Source organism: Lamprobacter sp. (assembly GCF_034860625.1).
Taxonomy (GTDB): Bacteria; Pseudomonadota; Gammaproteobacteria; order Chromatiales; family Chromatiaceae; genus Lamprobacter.
The window spans coordinates 28,645-47,394 of the sequence record NZ_JAYESN010000033.1 but is presented as its reverse complement, the minus strand read 5'-3'; the positions used below and the strand labels follow the sequence as shown (position 1 = coordinate 47,394).

General features: G+C 60.5%; 17 protein-coding genes and 1 pseudogene. 13 read left to right on the top strand and 5 right to left on the bottom strand.

Annotation, left to right across the window (positions count from 1 at the left end; genetic code table 11):
* The 6 genes and pseudogenes from VBE63_RS10890 to VBE63_RS10865 form a co-directional block, all read left to right on the top strand.
* A pseudogene (locus VBE63_RS10890) lies at window positions 1–1,012 on the top strand (ribonucleoside-diphosphate reductase subunit alpha); the annotation flags it as partial.
* Window positions 1,013–1,052: 40 nt separating this feature from the next.
* Window positions 1,053–1,958 (top strand): restriction endonuclease, encoded by a 906-nt coding sequence (locus VBE63_RS10885; RefSeq protein ID WP_323683049.1) that lies wholly within the window; start codon window positions 1,053–1,055, stop codon window positions 1,956–1,958.
* Window positions 1,958–2,179 carry a pilus assembly protein HicB gene (locus tag VBE63_RS10880; RefSeq protein WP_323683048.1) on the top strand — a complete coding sequence of 74 codons (222 nt, stop codon included), beginning with the start codon at window positions 1,958–1,960 and terminating at the stop codon, window positions 2,177–2,179. Before VBE63_RS10885 ends, VBE63_RS10880 begins: the two co-directional genes overlap by 1 nt.
* 46 nt (window positions 2,180–2,225) lie before the next feature.
* Window positions 2,226–2,990: a DUF3298 and DUF4163 domain-containing protein gene (locus VBE63_RS10875; protein ID WP_323683047.1), complete on the top strand. Its 765-nt coding sequence runs from the start codon at window positions 2,226–2,228 to the stop codon at window positions 2,988–2,990.
* A gap of 4 nt (window positions 2,991–2,994) precedes the next feature.
* Window positions 2,995–3,543: a phosphate-starvation-inducible PsiE family protein gene (locus VBE63_RS10870; RefSeq protein ID WP_323683046.1), complete on the top strand. Its 549-nt coding sequence runs from the start codon at window positions 2,995–2,997 to the stop codon at window positions 3,541–3,543.
* Window positions 3,544–4,133: 590 nt separating this feature from the next.
* Entirely contained in the window at window positions 4,134–5,570 is a 1,437-nt protein-coding gene (locus VBE63_RS10865) for a ribonucleotide-diphosphate reductase subunit beta (RefSeq protein WP_323683045.1), read from the top strand.
* 118 nt (window positions 5,571–5,688) lie between these two features.
* Here VBE63_RS10865 and VBE63_RS10860 read toward each other — a convergent pair whose 3' ends face one another.
* From VBE63_RS10860 to VBE63_RS10850, 3 genes are all read right to left on the bottom strand, one after another.
* The gene (locus VBE63_RS10860; protein WP_323683044.1) at window positions 5,689–6,639 is read right to left on the bottom strand and encodes a PDZ domain-containing protein; all 951 of its coding nucleotides are present in this window, start codon (window positions 6,637–6,639) and stop codon (window positions 5,689–5,691) included.
* 258 nt (window positions 6,640–6,897) lie between these two features.
* Window positions 6,898–7,590 carry a type 1 glutamine amidotransferase gene (locus VBE63_RS10855; protein ID WP_323683043.1) on the bottom strand — a complete coding sequence of 231 codons (693 nt, stop codon included), beginning with the start codon at window positions 7,588–7,590 and terminating at the stop codon, window positions 6,898–6,900.
* 145 nt (window positions 7,591–7,735) lie between these two features.
* On the bottom strand, window positions 7,736–9,031 hold the full coding sequence (locus VBE63_RS10850) for an O-acetylhomoserine aminocarboxypropyltransferase/cysteine synthase family protein (protein WP_323683042.1): 1,296 nt from the start codon (window positions 9,029–9,031) through the stop codon (window positions 7,736–7,738).
* Between the two features lie 138 nt (window positions 9,032–9,169).
* Between VBE63_RS10850 and VBE63_RS10845 the strand changes: the two genes are divergently transcribed.
* Together VBE63_RS10845 and VBE63_RS10840 are read left to right on the top strand one after the other, a co-directional pair.
* Window positions 9,170–10,024, top strand: a complete 855-nt coding sequence (locus tag VBE63_RS10845; protein ID WP_323683041.1) for a pentapeptide repeat-containing protein — start codon at window positions 9,170–9,172, stop codon at window positions 10,022–10,024.
* Between the two features lie 121 nt (window positions 10,025–10,145).
* Entirely contained in the window at window positions 10,146–10,364 is a 219-nt protein-coding gene (locus tag VBE63_RS10840; RefSeq protein ID WP_323683040.1) for a hypothetical protein, read from the top strand.
* A gap of 123 nt (window positions 10,365–10,487) precedes the next feature.
* On the opposite strand, the gene VBE63_RS10835 is transcribed toward VBE63_RS10840, so the two are convergent.
* On the bottom strand, window positions 10,488–11,303 hold the full coding sequence (locus tag VBE63_RS10835; RefSeq protein WP_323683039.1) for a lytic transglycosylase domain-containing protein: 816 nt from the start codon (window positions 11,301–11,303) through the stop codon (window positions 10,488–10,490).
* A 225-nt stretch (window positions 11,304–11,528) separates the two neighbouring features.
* Here VBE63_RS10835 and VBE63_RS10830 point away from each other — a divergent pair, with 225 nt between their 5' ends.
* A complete protein-coding gene (locus tag VBE63_RS10830; RefSeq protein ID WP_323683038.1) occupies window positions 11,529–12,056 on the top strand; it encodes a DUF882 domain-containing protein in 528 nt (175 codons plus the stop codon).
* A gap of 154 nt (window positions 12,057–12,210) precedes the next feature.
* Here the strand turns inward: VBE63_RS10830 and gltX are convergent, their stop codons facing one another.
* Window positions 12,211–13,626, bottom strand: a complete 1,416-nt coding sequence (gene gltX, locus VBE63_RS10825) for a glutamate--tRNA ligase (protein ID WP_323683037.1) — start codon at window positions 13,624–13,626, stop codon at window positions 12,211–12,213.
* Between the two features lie 210 nt (window positions 13,627–13,836).
* Here gltX and VBE63_RS10820 point away from each other — a divergent pair, with 210 nt between their 5' ends.
* The 4 genes from VBE63_RS10820 to cysN all read left to right on the top strand — a co-directional run bounded on the left by VBE63_RS10820 (window position 13,837) and on the right by cysN (window position 18,743).
* The gene (locus VBE63_RS10820; protein WP_323683036.1) at window positions 13,837–14,904 is read left to right on the top strand and encodes an ABC transporter substrate-binding protein; all 1,068 of its coding nucleotides are present in this window, start codon (window positions 13,837–13,839) and stop codon (window positions 14,902–14,904) included.
* Window positions 14,905–14,975: 71 nt separating this feature from the next.
* A complete protein-coding gene (locus VBE63_RS10815; protein WP_323683035.1) occupies window positions 14,976–15,629 on the top strand; it encodes a heme-binding protein in 654 nt (217 codons plus the stop codon).
* Between the two features lie 295 nt (window positions 15,630–15,924).
* The gene (gene cysD, locus VBE63_RS10810; protein WP_323683034.1) at window positions 15,925–16,824 is read left to right on the top strand and encodes a sulfate adenylyltransferase subunit CysD; all 900 of its coding nucleotides are present in this window, start codon (window positions 15,925–15,927) and stop codon (window positions 16,822–16,824) included.
* A complete protein-coding gene (gene cysN / locus VBE63_RS10805) occupies window positions 16,824–18,743 on the top strand; it encodes a sulfate adenylyltransferase subunit CysN (protein WP_323683033.1) in 1,920 nt (639 codons plus the stop codon). The genes cysD and cysN overlap by 1 nt, the downstream gene beginning before the upstream one ends.
* Window positions 18,744–18,750 lie beyond the last annotated feature (7 nt).

Genomic DNA, 18,750 nt, shown 5'->3' with positions numbered 1-18,750 from the left:
GATGCTCGACAACGTCATCGACTACAACTTCTACAACGTGCCGCAAGCCCGCAATTCCAACCTGCGCCACCGTCCGGTCGGGCTGGGCCTGATGGGCTTTCAGGATGCGCTCTACGAACTGCGCATCCCCTATGCCAGCCAAGACGCGGTGCGCTTCGCCGATCACAGCATGGAGGCGCTGAGCTACTACGCCATCGAGGCCAGCAGCGATCTCGCCGCTGAGCGCGGGCGCTATCAGAGCTTCGACGGCAGCCTCTGGAGCCAGGGCATCCTGCCCATCGACAGCATCCAGCGCCTGGCCGAGGGCCGCGGCGGCTACCTGGAGATGGACAGCAGCACCACGCTGGACTGGAACGGCCTGCGCGAGCGGGTGCAGACCATCGGCATGCGCAACAGCAACTGTCTGGCCATCGCGCCGACCGCGACCATCAGCAACATCGTCGGCGTCAGCCAATCGATCGAGCCGACCTATCAAAACCTGTTCGTCAAATCCAACCTCTCGGGCGAATTCACCGTCGTCAATCCCTACCTGGTGCGCGACCTGAAGGCGCTGGGACTCTGGGACAGCGTCATGGTCAGCGACCTCAAGTACTACGACGGCAGCCTACAGCAGATCGACCGCATTCCAGATGAGCTGAAGGAGCTTTATGCCACTGCGTTTGAGGTCGATCCACGCTGGCTGGTCGAGGCCGGTAGCCGCCGGCAGAAATGGCTGGACCAAGCGCAGAGTCTGAACCTCTATATGAGCGAACCAAGCGGCAAGAAGCTCGACAACCTCTACAAGCTGGCCTGGGTGCGGGGGCTGAAGACCACCTACTACCTGCGCTCGATGGGCGCGACGCATGTCGAAAAATCGACCATGGCGGATACCAATAGAGCGAACCGCCTCTCGGCCGTTGGTGGTGCCTATCAATCGCCCGGCAAGGCAAAATCGAATGGCGCCGGCAAGCCCGTCGATTCGGCACCGAAGGCCTGCTCGATCGATGATCCGGAGTGCGAGAGCTGTCAGTGATGTTGGATTTGGTGCTTATCGACAAAAAAAGCTGATATCGATGGCAATCCCTGATTTCCAATCGATCATGCGACCATTGCTCGAGGCCCATAGTGACGGGACAGAGCATCGCAACCGAGAGTTGGTCGCAATACTTGCTGACCATTTCGACCTAGACGATGAAGACCGGCGGGAAATGTTGCCGAGCGGCACTTCGCGTCTTTTCGACAATCGTATCGGATGGGCTAAGACGCACATCCGACAGGCAGGCCTGCTCGCATCACCTAGACGAGGTCTCTCGGTCATCACCGATCGTGGTCGGGAAGTGCTCCGCGATTTCCCTGACCGATTAGACTTGAAAATATTGAAGCAGTTTGATGAGTACCGCAAATTTCGCAGTCCTACATCAGCGACCGATGGGATCGAGGATAATGAAGATCAAAAAGATGCACAGACACCTGAAGAAACGCTGGAACAAGCCTATTTGACCGTTCGGCATCAAGTCGAATCCGATTTACTCGAGCAGTTGATGGAAAGCCAGCCAAGCTTTCTCGAACAAGTCGTGGTCGATCTCATCGTACAAATGGGCTATGGAGGCAGCAGAAAGGATGCCGGTGAAGCACTGGGCAAATCTGGAGACGAAGGAATCGATGGCATCATCAAAGAGGACCCTTTGGGCCTAGACGTCATTTACCTGCAGGCAAAGCGTTGGGAGACGACCGTCGGACGCCCTGAAATCCAGAAGTTCGCCGGCGCCCTTCAAGGACAGCGAGCCAGAAAGGGTATTTTTATCACAACGTCCTGCTTCTCTAGTGAGGCCATCGAATACGTGGCAAGAATTGACATGAAGATCATCTTGATTGATGGCCCCCGGTTGGCAAAATTGATGTTTGATCACGGCATTGGCGTGGCCAAGGCATCGACATATGAAGTTAAACGCATCGATTCAGATTACTTCTCCAACTGATGAACGATGTCGACAAATACCGCAAGTGGGTGGAGTGGAGTGATGAAGATCAAGTGTATATCGGGAAATGCCCTGATCTCATCACCGGGATACATGGTGATGACCCAGTCGCGCTCTATGGTGAGCTTTGCGAGGTCGTGCAGGATGTCGTGAATCATTTCAAGGCAGAGAATCGCGTACTTCCAGCGCCAAAGATCCGCCCGATGAGTGAAGTTGCGTAACCTAAACCGTTCGGTTGAATCCAATGGGGAAACCAGGAGCAAATCGATGACAGCAACTGTTTTTCAGCATACCGCGGCTGCGGCCCTACTCCTGGTCTCGGCCAGCGGCAATCTGACCATGGCCTCAGAGATCGGCCCGGTCGAGGTGACACACGAGGACGGCCTGGTGCGTCTGACCCAAGACGGCCCGAACATCGAGATCGCGGCACAATTCGTTCAACTGAGCGACACAGGCGGCGAGCCCGCTGACGGGATCAATGCGGCCAATCGCCTCATCGAACAACAGGTGCTCGATCAGATCGACGCGTTTCGCAACGAATACCAAGGCTTTCTTGACGGCAACGACGGCGAGCATCTCGGTCCGCCCTGGGGGCTCTCGATCACCGGCGAACTGCTCTACCAAGGCCCAACCTTTTGGACCCTTGATCTCGAGACCTACCATTTCACCGGCGGCGCCCACGGCGGCACCGAGAACCATGCCTTGTTGCTGAGCCGCCAGACCGGTGAGCCGATCCCGGTGTCCGCGCTCTTCAAGCCAGGCAGCGACTGGCTACAACGCCTTTCCGAGGCCAGCTACCAGGCGCTGATCCAGCGCGAGTCGTTCGAGCCCGATGATGAATGGCTGGTCAGTGGCACGGCCCCCGAGCCTGACAATTATCAGGTGCTCCTGCCAATGGCAGAAGGCCTTGAGGTGGTCTTTGGCCTGTATCAGATTGGCCCCTATGCGATCGGCATCACAAGGGTGCGACTGCCCTACTCTGCGCTCAACGCCGTGCTGAATCCGGATCTCTTCCCGAACCAGGAGCCGTAATCTGATGACCAACGCCAATCAGACCAGCAACCAGAACGCGACTGGTCACGACGAGCTACCCACCAACGAACGCGACCCGATCCTGCGCTGGCTGCATCGGATCATGCGCCTCGCCGCCTATGTGCTCGCCATTGCGATGGTGTTCGTGATCCTGGTTGGCGTGATCAGCGTGCTTCACACCATTTTTCTCAATCTGATCCAGCCACCCTATTTCCTGATTCCGGACATCATCAAGACCTTTGGTGCCTTCCTCGCGGTGCTGATCGCCTATGAGATCTTCTCGAACATCAGGCTCTATATCCGCTCTGATGTGTTCCCGATGAAGCTGGTGGTGGCGACCGCGATCATGGCCATCGCACGCAAGATCATCATCCTCGATATGGCCGAGTACAACGCGCTCGATCTGGTCGGCATGGGTGTCATTATCGTCAGCCTTGGCATCACCTACTGGCTGATCTCGCTGGCCGACCGCGATGCCGCCGCCAAAGAGCAACCGCCTGTCGCTGCGAGCACCCTCTTACCTGGCAGTAAGACCGAAGAGAATACCGACTGATGAACCTATAAACCGCAGATGACGCAGATGCGCACAGATTAAAATAATATAAAACAAGATCTCAGCAGGCTTAACAAGGCCATCTAACAGGTGAAGCAATCAACGTCTGCAATGTATTGGAATCTCTGCGTTAATCTGCGTCATCTGCGGTTGAAATGCTTTTTTAGGATGAACGCGGACCTGTCTAAAAGCGCGCTGCAGAGAGTAAGAAACTGTCGCTTCACTTCTTATCGACTTGAGTACCACTGTAGGGCAAGCATGGCCAAGTGCGACTCGTCCAGCCCTTTTAAGGTGACGAAATTCACCTGACTGCAAGCCCCTGATTCTTCGTCAAGGTGCTTGCGACGGATCGCGTGGTTCGGTGACCGGCAGATTCACATGGAATCGTAAGTCGCTGATTTTAAATGTTGCTTTTATGCACCTTAAAAGGGCTGGTGCGACTCGTCCTAGCTCTGATGGCGCGGCGCCACCCCGGACAATGAATCGCGTGAGATTGACCTCAAGAATCTGTGTCAGAGACCGCTCGCCATTTCAACCAGACCTGCTCTGATCCTTTTGCCCCACTGACCACCACCACGGAGTACCACAAGATGCTGAACTGGGATGACCCTCTTGCCAACGCCAGCCCAACACCTGCCGCACGTCAGCGCCGCCCTCTGCAGGATCATGAGGCCCTGCCGGAGGCGCAAGGCCTGTTCGGTTCGGATGATGAGGACCAAGATGCTGAGCGCGACGACGCCTATCGAAACCATGACTTCGCGCTGCCAAGCTCCGTCTCCGCGAGCCCCTCAGTGGCTAGCGATCCCGTGCGGCCTGGTCGGGGCATCGTCTCCAACGAGGCGCTGATGGCCACCGCGGGTCAGGCCCCCATGGTCAACCCGAACCCCAGGCCCATGCAGCCAGCATTGCTCGACGACGAAACCCTGTACTCGCAGTCAGCAGGCGCACCGGCGTTCGACCCCAACGCCGAAGGCGGCGCCACCGGCCTCGAGAGCCTAGAGATCGGCGCCGGGCGCATCCGCGTCGACGACAAACGCATCATCAACTGTCATGCCGATCTCAATCAGCTGGTGCCCTTCAAGTACGACTGGGCATGGCAGAAGTATCTCGACGCCTGCGCCAATCACTGGATGCCGCAAGAGATCAACATGAACGCGGACATCGCGCTCTGGAAGGACCCGAACGGCCTCACCGACGACGAACGCACCATCATCAAGCGCAACCTCGGCTTCTTCTCGACGGCTGACTCGCTGGTCGCCAACAACCTGGTGCTCGCGGTCTACCGCCACATCACCAACCCCGAGTGCCGCCAGTACCTGCTGCGCCAGGCCTTCGAGGAGGCGCTGCACACCCACGCCTATCAGTATGTGGTCGAATCGCTCGGGCTGGACGAGGGCGAGATCTTCAATATGTACCGCGAGGTGCCCTCGGTCGCGCGCAAGGCCGAGTGGGCGCTGCCCTACACCCAATACCTGGCCGACCCGCATTTCCATACCGGCACGCAAGAGAACGATCAAAAGCTGCTGCGCGAGCTGGTCGCCTTCTACATCATCTTCGAGGGGATCTTCTTCTACGTCGGCTTCGTGCAGGTGCTGAGCATGGGCCGGCGCAACAAGATGACCGGCACCGCCGAGCAGTTCCAGTACATCCTGCGCGATGAATCGATGCACATGAACTTCGGCATCGACGTGATCAATCAGATCAAGATCGAGAACCCGCAGCTGTGGACCGATAGCTTCAAGCAGGAGTTGATCAGCATGATCCGCGACGCGGTGCAGTTGGAGGCCGAGTATGCCCAGGAGACCATGCCGCGCGGGGTGCTAGGACTCAACGCGCCGATGTTCGAAGAATATCTGCAGTTCATCGCCAACCGCCGCTGCGCGCAGATCGGCCTGCCAGAGCAGTATCCAGGTGCCAGCAACCCCTTCCCCTGGATGTCCGAGGTGTTGGATCTGAAGAAGGAGAAGAACTTCTTCGAGACCCGGGTTACCGAGTACCAGACCGGTGGCGCACTGAGCTGGGACTGAGCTATAAACCCCCGATGACGCAGATTAACGCGCGCATGGCGCAGCGCCACCCCGGAAAATGAATCGCGTGAGATTCAGGTTAAAAATATAAACCGCCAGGCTTAACTGAAGCATAGGGTCAGCTATTCGGATCGACCCGCGCAGCATCGAGCCGGATACCAATCGGGCCTCGCGGCAGCCAGACCTCGACCATCTGGCCGTCGCGGCGGACTTGGACCGGCACCAGCTCGCCACGCGCGCCAGCACTGGTTGCCGAACGTAAATCGTTGAAGTCGAGCACAAGCTCATCGCCGTAACGCTCGATGACATCACCAGGCATTAGCCCACTCTGGTCGCCAGCGGAGCCGGCGATGACTGAATCGACACTGACCCGATTGGTCTCTCCGGTCTCGTAGAGATAACGGTCATAGGCCTCCACATCGAGTTCATCCCGCAGCGACACGCGCTCGGCATTCAGCGCTCGGATCTCTTCTCGATAGCGGTCGGTGCCGAGCCAGCCCTCGCGCAAGGCCTGATCGCGCAGCTCGAGCCGATCCAGCTCGGCCTGCGAGCGACGCCAGAGGATCTCGTCGGCGGTGCCAGCAGCGACACCGGCACGGACGAGGGCATCGCGCTGTTCCTGCGGTGTGCGCGGCCGCGCGGCGTCGGCCCGACCACCCACAGAGGCCTCATCCACAGCGGGCACCGGGCGGCGCTCCAGGCTCACGACGCGCTGCTGCAACGCGACTAGCTCGGCTTGCATCCGCCCCCAGCCCTGCGCGAGCTCCTCCAATCGCGCCAACAGGATTCGTTGCTCTTCCAGCTGAGCCTGGTCTCGGTCTGGCTCAGCAACCTGAGACTCCTCGTCAGCGGCAACGGCGGCTTTGTCGCTGGTCAGCGCCAGCGCGGAACCGACGGCGTCCGAGGGGTTCGGGTCAGGCACAGGGGCGATGATCTCAGCCCCAGTCGGCTCGATCTCGGTCTCCTGATCGGCCAGCTCGCCAGAAAAGACCCAGGCACCAGCGGCCAGGCCGATCGAGAAGGTGAGTGTAAGAATCAGGGTGGTCCGCAGCAGGTATCGCTTAGTCATCAGCAGCTCTCTCACAGGTCGAGATCAACAGCGCTTGTTCATTGGCGCTACGCCATGTGACCTTAGTCGCCGACAGGCAGGTCTCGTTCCACGAGCTAGGCGTTGCGAAGTCGAACGTTTGGGGCCTTGAGCGCTGGATTGGATTGGAGCACAGACAGCATCGTCTGGGGCGGAAAGGGCAACCGAATCGCCAGATCGCCTGCGCTTCCCAGATCGCTTGCGCTTCGCCGAGACGCCAGGCCTTGCGGCCGGCGCCGATCAGTCCGCAAGCCGATCGAGCAGTCTCTCCAGCACCCGTGCCGTCTCCTCATAGCGTACCGGCGATACCGCCAGCATTTGCTCCACAGTCTGCACAAAGGGGGCGACTAGCAGCTCATCGGCACAATAGCTGCAAAGCGTGCGCAGACTCGTCGGCGTCATCTCCAGATGGAACTGCAGGCCGAGGATGCGATCCTCGACGAGAAAGCCCTGCTGCACACAAGCCTCGCTTTCGGCCAGATGCAGCGCGCCTGGCGGCAGCTCGAAGGTCTCGCCATGCCAATGCAGCACCAGCAGCTCTGCGGGGAGATCCTTGCAGAGCGGGTGTGCTTGCGCGTCCCTGGTGAGCCGGATTGGAAACCAGCCGATCTCCTGATGCGAATTCCGACTCACCCCTGCTCCGAGTGCTTCGGCGATCAGCTGCGCGCCCAAGCAAACGCCAACCAGCGAGCGCCCAGCCTCGATCGATGCCCGAATGAACGCCTTCTCGGCGCTTAGCCAAGGATACTGGTCTTCGTCCCCCACGCCCATGGGTCCGCCCATCACGACGAGGCGATCGAAGGCGTCAAGCTCCGGCAACTCATCCCCAGCGAACAGATGGCTGAACGCAATGGGGTGACCGCGACTTTCGGCCCAATCGGCAATCTGGGCCGGCCCCTCGAAGGGCACATGCATCAGACAGTGAATCTTCATCACATCGAGCCTCTTCAGTCAGTTCGCTCCGGTGAGCAACCCACCAACCCGTCCGACGGAATCGCTGTGGGGCTGATGATGGCCACGCCAGAACTGCTGGCGGTTTGACGCTAGCCGCCAAGCGCTGGTCCTGCCTAGACAGCGGCTAAACCGCTAACGCTTGATCCAAATCGGCGATGATGTCATCGATGTGCTCGATGCCAATGGACAGCCGCACCAGATCCTCGCTGACACCGGCGCGGGCCAGTTCCTCTGGCGAGAGCTGGCGATGGGTGGTGGTCGCCGGATGGCAGGCCAGGGTCTTGGCATCGCCGATGTTGACCAAGCGCACCGCGAGCTTGAGCGCGTCGATGAAACGCCCCCCGGCCGCGCGGCCATCTCCCTTGCCACCGCCCGCGCCGGCACGGATGCCGAAGGAGAGGATCGAGCTGGCCTTGGCGCCGTCCATGTACTGTTGCACCAGCGGATAGTCGGGGCTCTCGGGCAGGCCGGCATAGCGCACCCACTCCACTTTCTCGTGGTTCTTCAGGAACTCGGCCACGGCCAGAGCGTTCTCGCAATGTCGATCCATGCGCACCGGCAGGGTCTCGATGCCCTGCAGGATCAGGAAGCTATTAAAGGGCGAGATGGCGCTGCCCATGTTGCGCAGCGGTACCACACGCGCGCGACCGATATAGGCCGCCGGCCCCAGCGCCTCGGTATAGACCACGCCATGGTAGGAGACATCCGGCTCATTGAGCATCGGGAAGCGCTCGGCATGCTCAGCCCAGGGGAAGGTGCCCGAGTCGACCAGCACACCGCCGATGGTGGTGCCGTGGCCGCCCATGTATTTGGTCAGCGCGTGCACCACGATGTCGGCGCCGTGCTCAAACGGCCGGCACAGATAAGGGCTCGGCACCGTGTTGTCGCAGATCACCGGCACGCCTTGCGCATGCGCCATGTCCGCGATCGCCTTGAGATCCGCGACATTGCCGGCAGGATTACCAATCGATTCGCAAAACACCGCCTTGGTCTTGGCATCAATCTTGGCCGCCATGGTCTCGATGTCATTCGGCTTGACCAGCCGCACCTCGATACCGAGCCGTGGTAGCGTGTGCGCGAACAGGTTATAGGTGCCGCCATAGAGGGTGGAACTGGCGATGATGTTGTCGCCGGCCTGCGCGAGGGTAAAGATCGAGTTGGTCACCGCCGCCATCCCCGAAGCCAACGCCAGCGCCCCAACTCCGCCTTCCATCGCTGCGACGCGCTTCTCGAGCACATCGCTGGTCGGGTTCATGATCCGCGTGTAGATGTTGCCCGGCACCTTGAGGTCGAACAGATCGGCGCCGTGCTGGGTATCGTCGAAAGCGTAGCTGGTGGTCTGGTAGATCGGTGTCGCCACTGCCTTGGTGGTGGGGTCCGGCTCAAAGCCGGCATGGATGGCGAGTGTCTCGAGCTTCATCGTCTCCTCCTCAGGTGCAGAGCGGCTGCATGTTTGTTTCTGGTGCAAAGGACGCGCGGGGTGGATAGCATAGCGGAATGCGCTGGGAATCCCACCAAAAGCAAAAGCCAGCGCTGACGCCAACCACTGGAGGACAGCATGGTCGAGATCAAGCACAGAGAAAGCGGTGAAGTATTGGCCAGGATCGATGGCGATTCACTGGTCGGGGCCGACCTGCGCGATATGCGTTTGAATGGTGCCGATCTTCAGGGGGTGGACCTGACCGATGCCAATCTCGAGTTCAGCGACCTGGTCGGGGCCAATCTGCAGGGCGCTAATTTGACCGGAGCCAATCTGCTCAGCGCCCACCTGAACAACGCCAACCTCAGCGCCGCGAATCTCGCTAGGGTCCGCGCCGGAACGGAACGGCCGGCGCAAGTCACCGTGCTCTCTGGCGCCGACCTGAGCGAAGCCAACTTAGAAGGCGCCGACCTGCGCAAGGCCGAGATCCGTTTTGCCAAGCTACAAAGAGCGCGTTTGACTGGCGCCGATATGCGTGGCACCGATTTTTGCCATAGCGATCTGAGTCAAGTGAATGCGATTCGCGCGCTGTTCATCCAGGCCAACCTGCGCGAAGCCAACCTGACCTTAGCCGATCTGCGGGATAGTCATCTCAACGATGCCAATCTCGTCAAGGCCAATCTCGAACAGGCTAACCTGAGCAGCAGCGAAGCCCATGGCTTCACGGTGCTCAGCCTCGCGAATCTGGAAGGCGCAAACCTGACTGGCGCTCGAATGCGCAATGTCTCGGCACAAGACGCCAATTTTCGCAACGCCAACCTCAGCGGAGTCGACCTGGTCAACGCCGTGCTCGGCGGCGCCATTCTCCGCGGCGCCATCGTCACTGACACCGATTTCAGCGGCGTACAGTTGGCAAGCGTGACCATGGAGTTCGCCAACTTCTCCAAGGCGCGGAATGCCAAGATCCCGAGCTACAAAAAGAATTTGCGCTAAGGTGACTAGATCACCGAGAGGCCGTCCCCACATGGACTGCAACTGAAAACCGACTTGTTACCAACCCGAGCTGCACGCGCCGCCCCGTTGCGGCCCCATCAGCCAAGATGGAATCTTCAGGATGCCGTACTTCGTCTACAAGATCACACCCAACATGCTCTTGACTCATCTCGAGACTCAGGAGCGCTATCAGGACGCCCGCGCCACAGTCCGCAACCTGCGCGCGGAGCGCACCGAAGGCGACGATGCCGACTATCGGATGATCTTCGCTAGGAATCAGCCGGAGGCCGAGAAACTGCTCTCTCGACCCAAGGACAATCGCGTCATTGGCGAGGACTAAGAAAAGAGCCACCCTATTCCCGACTCGAAGACCGCATTGGGCGATCATCGGGACTGGGGCGACCATCGGGAAGTCGACGCTGGGCAGCGGCGAAGCCAACACCTGACTGCCGCTGCTGTTGCCTCAGGATTGCCGATGCGCCTCTTCAGCCAACAGGAACTGCAGCACCTTGCGCACGTAGTTTTGCGTCTCCGGGAACGGTGGGATCTGATTTCCATAGCGTTTAACCGCGCCCTCACCGGCATTGTAGCCAGCCAGGGCAAGGCGGAGATCGTTATCGAACAGATCCAGCAGGAAGCGCAGATAGGTCGCGCCGCCTTCGATGTTCTGAGCAGGGTCCCAGATGTCGGAGACCCGAAAACGCTTTGCTGTTCCCGGCATCAATTGCATCAGCCCGCAAGCCCCCGCGTGCGAGAGTGCGTTGGACTTGTAAGCGGACTCCGTGCGGATCACCGCATGCAAGAGCTCCGGCACCAGCCCATGGCGCCGTGCTGCGCTTTCGATGAGCGGCTGATAGCGCGTCCGTCGCACCCACATCGATCCACTCACCGGCTTCGCTGGCCGCTGCTGATACAGCGCGGCAGCGGCAACCTCTGCCTTTGAGCGCGCCTCAAGTCGGGCTTTCACCTCCCGCTGCTGACGCTGGATCGATTCCGACTGCTCCCGGTTTTGGGCCGCAAGCCGCGTCGCGGTGCGCTTCCACTCGAGCTTGAGACCAGCACGCGTCAAGGGCTCATCGGAGAAGTAGACGTTGCCCTGCTGATCAACGTACTTGAAGACATCCGCACCGGCGGTCGCAGGCGCCAGTACCGTGACCAGACTGGCCGCGACCAGCCCCAGAGCCGAGCGCCACCGCTCAACACGACCCCTGCAGACTGTGCCAACTGGACTCGGCGCCCGCTCGGTGACCTTTGACCGCCCACCTACCCTCGTCGGCAACCTCTCCCAAAAGTGAAAAAAACCGTTCGAGTCAGCGAATTGGGTCATTCGAGCACGCATCGGATTTCCCCAGTTCAAACGGACGCTTAACCATTTTCGTTGATGTAGTTTAGAGCCTGCCCAGGAGCCGTCAACCAATCACCTATTGACTATTGCATTTATCCGGCCCATGCCTATACTCAAACCGCACAACAACATGATCGTTTTCTTTAGGGGGAAACCTGAGTGAACCGACGAATCTTCCTTGGCGCGGCGTTAGCCGTAGCCTCAGCGCCTGCTTTTGCCCGCCGTCCCCACGACAGACCTCGCGTCCTGTCCTTACATCATCTCCATACCGACGAACACCTGACACTGACCTATCGCAAGGGCGATCACTATCAGCGCAGCGCACTCGCCCGACTCAACCAGTTCCTGCGCGACTTCCGTACCGGTGACGTCGCCACGATCGACCCGCAGCTGTTCGACCTACTCTTCGATATCAAGCAGTCGCTGGGCCATGAGGACGCCGTCTTCGAGATCGTCAGCGGCTACCGTTCTCCAAAGACCAATGCGATGCTCAGTAGAACCTCAAGAGGGGTCGCAAAGCGCAGCTTACACATGAGCGGTAAGGCCATCGATATCCGCCTCAGTGATATGCCGACACGCAGCATCCGCGATGCTGCACTCAGACTGGCCAAAGGCGGCGTCGGTTTCTACTCCCGCTCCAACTTCGTGCATCTAGACACCGGCACCGTCAGGCAGTGGGGAGCCTGAGCAGCCGATGCAGGCATCGGTTCGGGCCATGCCTCTGACACCGACGCCTGCCATGTTCCGCAAACCCGCCCCTCGCTCTGCACCGAGCGCAGATAGAGGGGCGGCTTCGCAGTGGCCTCAAGCAATGCCTTTAACAGAGGTCACTCATCGCTGATCAACCGTTTGCGGCACGTGCATCAATAAACGCCAAGGCGCGGTCGATGCGACGCAAAGTGGCTGGCTTGCCCACCAGCTGCAGGGTGACATCAATGCCGGGCGAGGCGGCTCGACCGACGATAGCGACACGCAGCGGTTGGGCAACCTTACCCATATTCAGCTCAAGCGCTTCAGAAACCCGCTCGATCACAGGGTGCAAGGTCTCCGGCTCCCAATCCTCGAGCGATAGCATGTCCAACTCTGCGCGCAACCGTTCGAGCGCGGGCCGAGCTGCCGGCCGGAGGTGCTTCTTCGCGGCGGACTCGTCGTATTCGTCGAAATCCTGGTAACAAAAGGCGCTGATTCGCGCCAGCTCTGTCAGTGTCTTGGCGCGCGCCGCCTGAGCCTCAACCACCGTCACCAAGTCTGGCCCCTCAGCGGGATCGATCCCGATCTCGCCCATGTGCGGACTCAGGAGACGGGCGATACGCTTCGGGTCCGCGTGCTGAATGTAATGCTGGTTGAGCCAGTCGAGCTTATCGACGTTAAATGCGGAAGGGGCGGTGTTAACATCTGCGATATCAAACAGCGAGATCATCTCCTCCAGCGTGAAGACCTCCTGATCACCATGCGACCAGCCTAAACGAATCAGATAGTTCAGCAGTGCCTCGGGCAGGTAACCCTGATCCCGATAGGCTACTACGCTGACCGCGCCGTGGCGCTTCGACAACCGCTTGCCGTCCGATCCCAAGATCATCGGCACATGCGCATATTTGGGTGGCTCATGCCCAAGCGCCCTGAGGATATTAATCTGGCGAGGGGTGTTGTTCAGATGGTCATCGCCGCGGATGACGTGGCTGATCTCCATCTCGGCATCATCGACGACCACGGTCAGGTTATAGGTCGGTGAGCCATCGCTGCGGCGGATGATCAGATCGTCGAGCTCGCTGTTGGCAAAGGGCACCCGACCGCGGATCAGGTCATCGACAATGACCGCGCCGTCAACCGGATTTTTGAAGCGCACCACATGCGGCTGCTCTGGATCGATCTGGCGTCCACGGCAATGGCCGTCGTAGCGCGGCTTCACCTTTGCGGCCATCTGGGTGTCACGCAGACGCTCCAGACGCTCCTTTGGGCAGTCGCAGCGGTAGGCCAGCCCCTTGTCAAGCAGATCGTCGATGATACTTTGGTAGCGCTCGAAGCGTTCGGTCTGGAAGAATGGCCCTTCGTCGTAATCGAGACCAAGCCAGGTCATCCCCTCCATGATCGCGTTGACCGACTCCACCGTGGAGCGCTCAAGATCGGTATCCTCGATCCTGAGCACGAATTGCCCGCCATGCCGGCGTGCAAATAGATAGCTGAACAGCGCTGTGCGGGCGCCGCCCACATGCAGGTAGCCGGTCGGAGATGGGGCAAATCGGGTACGAACGGTCATCGCGCTGCTCTCGAGTCTGTTGCAACATACCAAGGGCGGCGATGATACCAGAGGCGCCGGTCCTGGTTTCCGACTTGCTTGGCGGCCAGCTCATCGTTACTTGCTCACACAGCAGGCCTGAGATCCCAGCCCAGCCATCAAACGGGGTATGAGGCGCAGGCATGTCAGTTCACACAACACGCTCAAATCCATTGCACACAAGGAGCCATCATGAAAGCCAGTCGCCCTGTCGCCATCGGCATCGCCGCGCTGGGACTCATCCTATTGATCGCTGGACCACTGATCCCGGGCGGTGAGCGGCTGGTCCGCAATACCCCCCCGAATAGCGGCCATATCACCGATCTTGGACGCGCCGATGACGGCTCCATCCTGGCAGGAACCCAGGAGGGCGAACTCTGGCGTTACGCCAAGGATCGCTGGGCACCTGTCAATGTCGACCTGGGTGGCCATCCAGTCACCGCACTCTCGGCGGACCTCTCCGGTGATGCATCCAAGGGGCCGATTGGCACCAGCGGCGGCCTCTACAATGCCCCAGACGGCATGCCAGAGTTGCCGGCGCCTGTGCGAGACGAGATCTTGGCCAGTGATCGGCTCCTGGTCGCAACCGGCAAGGGACTCTACGTGCAGGGCGACGGCCAATGGCTAGAGGCGCTTGAAGGCACCAGTCTCTATCGGCTCGAAACCCAGCAACTAGGCGATGAGCTCTGGCTCCACATCGGCACCGTCGGGGAGGGTGTCTACAGTGCCAGGGCCGCAGACCCGCTGAATTGGCAGCCCAACCGCGAGGGTCTGCCCGCTGGCCTCAACGTCTTTAGCTTCGTCATGACCGACGGTGGTCGGCTCATCGCCGGCAGTGACAAGGGTCTGTTCTGGCAGCAGGCGCCAATGCAGCCTTGGCAACGGCTCAAGGTTGGCCTCGAGAACAGCCGCATGCTTTCACTCTACTTGGAGCCCGCCAAGCCCAACCAGGCGGAGCGGCTTTGGATTGGCAGTGATGACGGCCTCTGGCGGCTAGAGATCAATGCAGCGGACTCAGCACCCGAGGCCAAGTCCTTCGCCGAACTGATCCAGGCACCGCCCGGCCATGTGCAATATGGGGTGAGCTGGATCCTGCCTTTCGGCGACGGCGTGATGCTGAGTGCCGGCTCGGTCTATCAGTTTGGCCCCATGGGGCTGAAGGGCTGGTACTGGATCTCCCTCGCCGGCTTGGTACTGCTGCTGGTCGGCGGCTGGCTGACCCCGAGTCGCAACGATGCTGATACCCCCAAGACCGCCTAGCGCAAAGGCGATCCTCAAAAAAAGCTCGACCCGTGACACCTTAGGCAGACACCTTAAAACGAACCTCTAACATGAAACTCTTTATCATCCTGCTCGGCATCGCGCTCGTCGCCGGCATCATCGCCATGCTGGTTTTCGTCTACGTGATCCAAAACGTCGAGCAGCCCGACTATCAGGTTGTCGTCCAAGATGGCGATTTCGAGCTGCGCGACTACCCGCCGCTCGTCGTCGCCGAGGTCAGCGGCAGTGGCAGCCGCCAGCAAAGTCTCAGCAGCGGCTTCGGCCCGCTCGCCCGCTACATCTTCGCCAAGGAGCGTGGCGGCGAGCGCATCGCGATGACCGCGCCGGTGCAGCAGCGCGCGCTCGGTACCGACGAGAAAATCGCGATGACGGCACCGGTGACCCAGACCCCAGCGGACGACGGCAACTGGAGCGTCCAGTTCATCATGCCGGCCGAGTATGGGTTGGAGGATCTGCCACCACCCGGCAACGAGCAGGTTCGATTAGACCAAATCCCCGCACGACAGCTCGCGGCCGTTCGCTTCAGCGGCAGAACCAATGATCAGGCTATCGCCGAGCAGCAAGCACGGCTCGAGGCATGGATGGCCGAACGCGGGCTCAAGCCGCGCGGTGAGCCGATCTATGCCTACTACAACGATCCCTTCACACCGGGTCCACTGCGCCGCAACGAGGTGATGCTCGAAGTCTCGTCCGAGTCATCGTGACCCCTCTTAGCGGGATGGCTGGAAACGCCCTAAGGTTCACATGGCACGTTGCTACCCCGGAGGATGAAGCGGCTGTTTCACGGTAACCGACGTCGGCATCACTTGAAAACTCATGGGCGACAACTAAGCCGACCTAGAAGAAATCACGAATTCGCACAAACCCTGAAAGGCGCAACACAGCAGGCGGACGAAAAGACCACCCATGGCTTCGCCGACGACTGACGATAGCGCAGCGTCGGAACCCCTGAGATCGATAAACTTCCAGATCCATCCCAGCATTGGAGCAGCATTGCCAATGAAAGCTTTAACCCACCTCGAGCGCCTCGAGGCGGAGAGCATCCACATCATGCGCGAGGTCGCCGCCGAGGCCGAGAAGCCGGTGATGCTCTACTCGGTCGGCAAGGATTCCGCAGCCATGCTGCACGTTGCGCGCAAGGCCTTCTATCCGTCGTCGCCGCCGTTTGCGCTATTGCACGTGGACACGACCTGGAAGTTTCAGTCCATGTACGCACTGCGCGAGCGCGCCGCGCGCGAGGCCGGCATGGAATTGCTGGTGCATCAGAACCCAGAGGCCAAGGCGCGCGGCATCAACCCGTTCGACCACGGCAGTCTGCATACGGACATGTGGAAGACTGAGGGACTCAAGCAGGCACTCGACCAACACGGCTTCGATGCGGCCTTCGGCGGCGCCCGCCGCGACGAGGAGAAAAGCCGCGCCAAGGAGCGCATCTTCTCGTTCCGTTCCGCCAACCACCGTTGGGACCCGAAGAACCAGCGCCCCGAGCTCTGGCAGCTCTACAACACGCGTAAAAACAAAGGCGAGAGCATCCGTGTGTTCCCGATGTCGAACTGGACCGAGCTCGATATCTGGCAATACATCCATGTCGAGGGCATCGAGATCGTCCCACTCTACTTCAGCGCGCCGCGCCCAACCGTCGAGCGCGAAGGGCTATTACTGATGATCGACGACGAGCGCTTCCGGTTTCGTGACGGCGAACAGGTCGAGGAGCGCTGGATTCGTTTCCGCACCCTCGGCTGCTATCCGCTCACCGGCGCCGTCGAGAGCCGCGCCCAGACCCTGCCCGAGGTCATCCAAGAGATGCTGCTCACCACCACCTCCGAGCGCCAGGGCCGCGCCATCGACCATGACCAGTCCGCCAGCATGGAAAAAAAGAAGCAAGAGGGGTACTTCTGATGAGCGCAGCAACCGACCCCGTCTACCGCACCGAGGCGCTGATCGCCGAAGACATCGACGCCTACCTGGAGCAGCATCAGCACAAGACGATGCTGCGCTTCATCACCTGCGGCAGCGTCGATGACGGCAAATCGACCCTGATCGGCCGTCTGCTCTACGACAGCAAGATGATCTTCGAGGATCAGCTCGCCTCGCTCGAAGCCGACTCCAAGCGCGTCGGCACCCAGGGCGAGGCGATCGATTTCGCGCTTCTGGTCGACGGCCTCGCCGCCGAGCGCGAGCAAGGCATCACCATCGATGTCGCCTATCGCTTCTTCGCCACCGAGGTGCGCAAATTCATCGTCGCCGATACCCCGGGCCATGAGCAGTACACGCGCAATATGGTCACCGGCGCCTCCACCGCCCAGCTGGCGGTGATCCTGATCGATGCCCGCAAAGGGATACTGACCCAGACCCGTCGCCATAGCTTTCTGGCCAAGCTGGTCGGCATCCGGCATGTCTTACTGGCGATCAACAAGATGGACTTGGTCGGCTATGAGCAGGCGGTGTTCGATCGTATCGTCGCCGACTATCGCGCCTTCGCCCAACAGATTGGCATCGAGGACTTCGTCGCGGTCCCAGTCTCGGGCCTGATGGGCGACAACATCATTGCCCTGAGCGAGGCGACGCCTTGGTATCAGGGGCCAACCCTTCTCCATCATCTGGAGACGGTCGAACTCGACGAGCAGGCCAGCGCGGCGCAGCCGTTCCGAATGCCGGTGCAATGGGTCAATCGGCCGAACCTGGATTTCCGCGGTTTCTCCGGCCAGATCGTCAGCGGCAGGGTGCGCCCCGGCGACGCCGTCAAAGTCCAGCCCGGCGCGCAGGGCTCGACCATCGCACGCATCGTTACCCTCGATGGCGATCTCGAGGCCGCGCACGCCGGACAATCGGTGACGCTGACGCTCAACGACGAGATCGACTGCTCGCGCGGCCAAGTCATCGTCGCCGAGCATCCGGTCGAGGTCGCCGATCAGTTCGAGGTTACCCTGGTCTGGATGGCCGAGGAGCCGATGCTGCCCGGCCGCGCCTACCTGATGAAGATCGGCACCAACCTGCTCACCGCGACCGTCACCAGCCAGAAGTACCAGATCAACATCAACAGCCTCGCCCACGAGCCGGGCAAGACCCTGGAGTTGAACGGCATCGGCGTCTGCAACATCGCCACCGATCGCGCGATCCCGTTCGAGGCCTACGAGCAGACCCCGGATCTGGGCGGTTTCATCCTCATCGACCGCTTCACCAATGCCACCATCGGCGCCGGGATGATCCACTTCGCGCTGCGCCGCAGCCACAACCTGCCCTGGCAACATATCGAGGTGGACCGCGCCGCCCACGCCGCGATGAAGCAGCAACAACCGAGATTGATCTGGCTCACCGGCCTACCGGCGGCGGGCAAATCGACCATCGCCAACCTGGTCGAAAAGAAGCTACACGCGCTCGGCCGCCATACCTTCCTGCTCGACGGTCGCAACGTCCGCCACGGCCTGAGTCAGGATCTTGGCTTCACCAAGGCGGATCGGGTCGAGAACATCCGCCGCGTCGGCGCCGTCGCCCGGCTGATGACCGACGCCGGCCTCATCGTCATCTGCGCCTTTATTTCGCCATTCCGCAGCGAGCGCGAGCAGGTGCGCCAACTGATGCCCGACGGCGAGTTCATCGAGGTCTTCATCGATACGCCGCTATCGGTGGCCGAGGCACGCGATCCGGAACGGCTCTATGAGCGTGCCCGCGCTGGTGAGTTGAAGAACCTGACCGGCGTTGATAGTCCCTATGAGCCGCCGGAGCATCCAGAGCTGCATATCGACACCATGGCGCTGTCGGCTGAAGAGGCCGCTGATCAAATTGTCGCGCGTTGTCTAAATTCACGCCGGATTTGACCCGATA

What these genes read in the sequence shown, in the direction of transcription:
- VBE63_RS10820 (WP_323683036.1), top strand. Translation starts at nt 13,837, where the DNA reads ATGAAAGCCAGTCGCCCTGTCGCCATCGGCATCGCCGCGCTGGGACTC.
- gltX (WP_323683037.1), bottom strand. Translation starts at nt 13,626, where the DNA reads ATGACCGTTCGTACCCGATTTGCCCCATCTCCGACCGGCTACCTGCAT.
- VBE63_RS10840 (WP_323683040.1), top strand. Translation starts at nt 10,146, where the DNA reads ATGCCGTACTTCGTCTACAAGATCACACCCAACATGCTCTTGACTCAT.
- VBE63_RS10865 (WP_323683045.1), top strand. Translation starts at nt 4,134, where the DNA reads ATGCTGAACTGGGATGACCCTCTTGCCAACGCCAGCCCAACACCTGCC.
- VBE63_RS10870 (WP_323683046.1), top strand. Translation starts at nt 2,995, where the DNA reads ATGACCAACGCCAATCAGACCAGCAACCAGAACGCGACTGGTCACGAC.
- VBE63_RS10855 (WP_323683043.1), bottom strand. Translation starts at nt 7,590, where the DNA reads ATGAAGATTCACTGTCTGATGCATGTGCCCTTCGAGGGGCCGGCCCAG.
- VBE63_RS10860 (WP_323683044.1), bottom strand. Translation starts at nt 6,639, where the DNA reads ATGACTAAGCGATACCTGCTGCGGACCACCCTGATTCTTACACTCACC.
- VBE63_RS10885 (WP_323683049.1), top strand. Translation starts at nt 1,053, where the DNA reads ATGGCAATCCCTGATTTCCAATCGATCATGCGACCATTGCTCGAGGCC.
- VBE63_RS10875 (WP_323683047.1), top strand. Translation starts at nt 2,226, where the DNA reads ATGACAGCAACTGTTTTTCAGCATACCGCGGCTGCGGCCCTACTCCTG.
- VBE63_RS10880 (WP_323683048.1), top strand. Translation starts at nt 1,958, where the DNA reads ATGAACGATGTCGACAAATACCGCAAGTGGGTGGAGTGGAGTGATGAA.
- cysD (WP_323683034.1), top strand. Translation starts at nt 15,925, where the DNA reads ATGAAAGCTTTAACCCACCTCGAGCGCCTCGAGGCGGAGAGCATCCAC.
- VBE63_RS10850 (WP_323683042.1), bottom strand. Translation starts at nt 9,031, where the DNA reads ATGAAGCTCGAGACACTCGCCATCCATGCCGGCTTTGAGCCGGACCCC.
- VBE63_RS10815 (WP_323683035.1), top strand. Translation starts at nt 14,976, where the DNA reads ATGAAACTCTTTATCATCCTGCTCGGCATCGCGCTCGTCGCCGGCATC.
- VBE63_RS10845 (WP_323683041.1), top strand. Translation starts at nt 9,170, where the DNA reads ATGGTCGAGATCAAGCACAGAGAAAGCGGTGAAGTATTGGCCAGGATC.
- cysN (WP_323683033.1), top strand. Translation starts at nt 16,824, where the DNA reads ATGAGCGCAGCAACCGACCCCGTCTACCGCACCGAGGCGCTGATCGCC.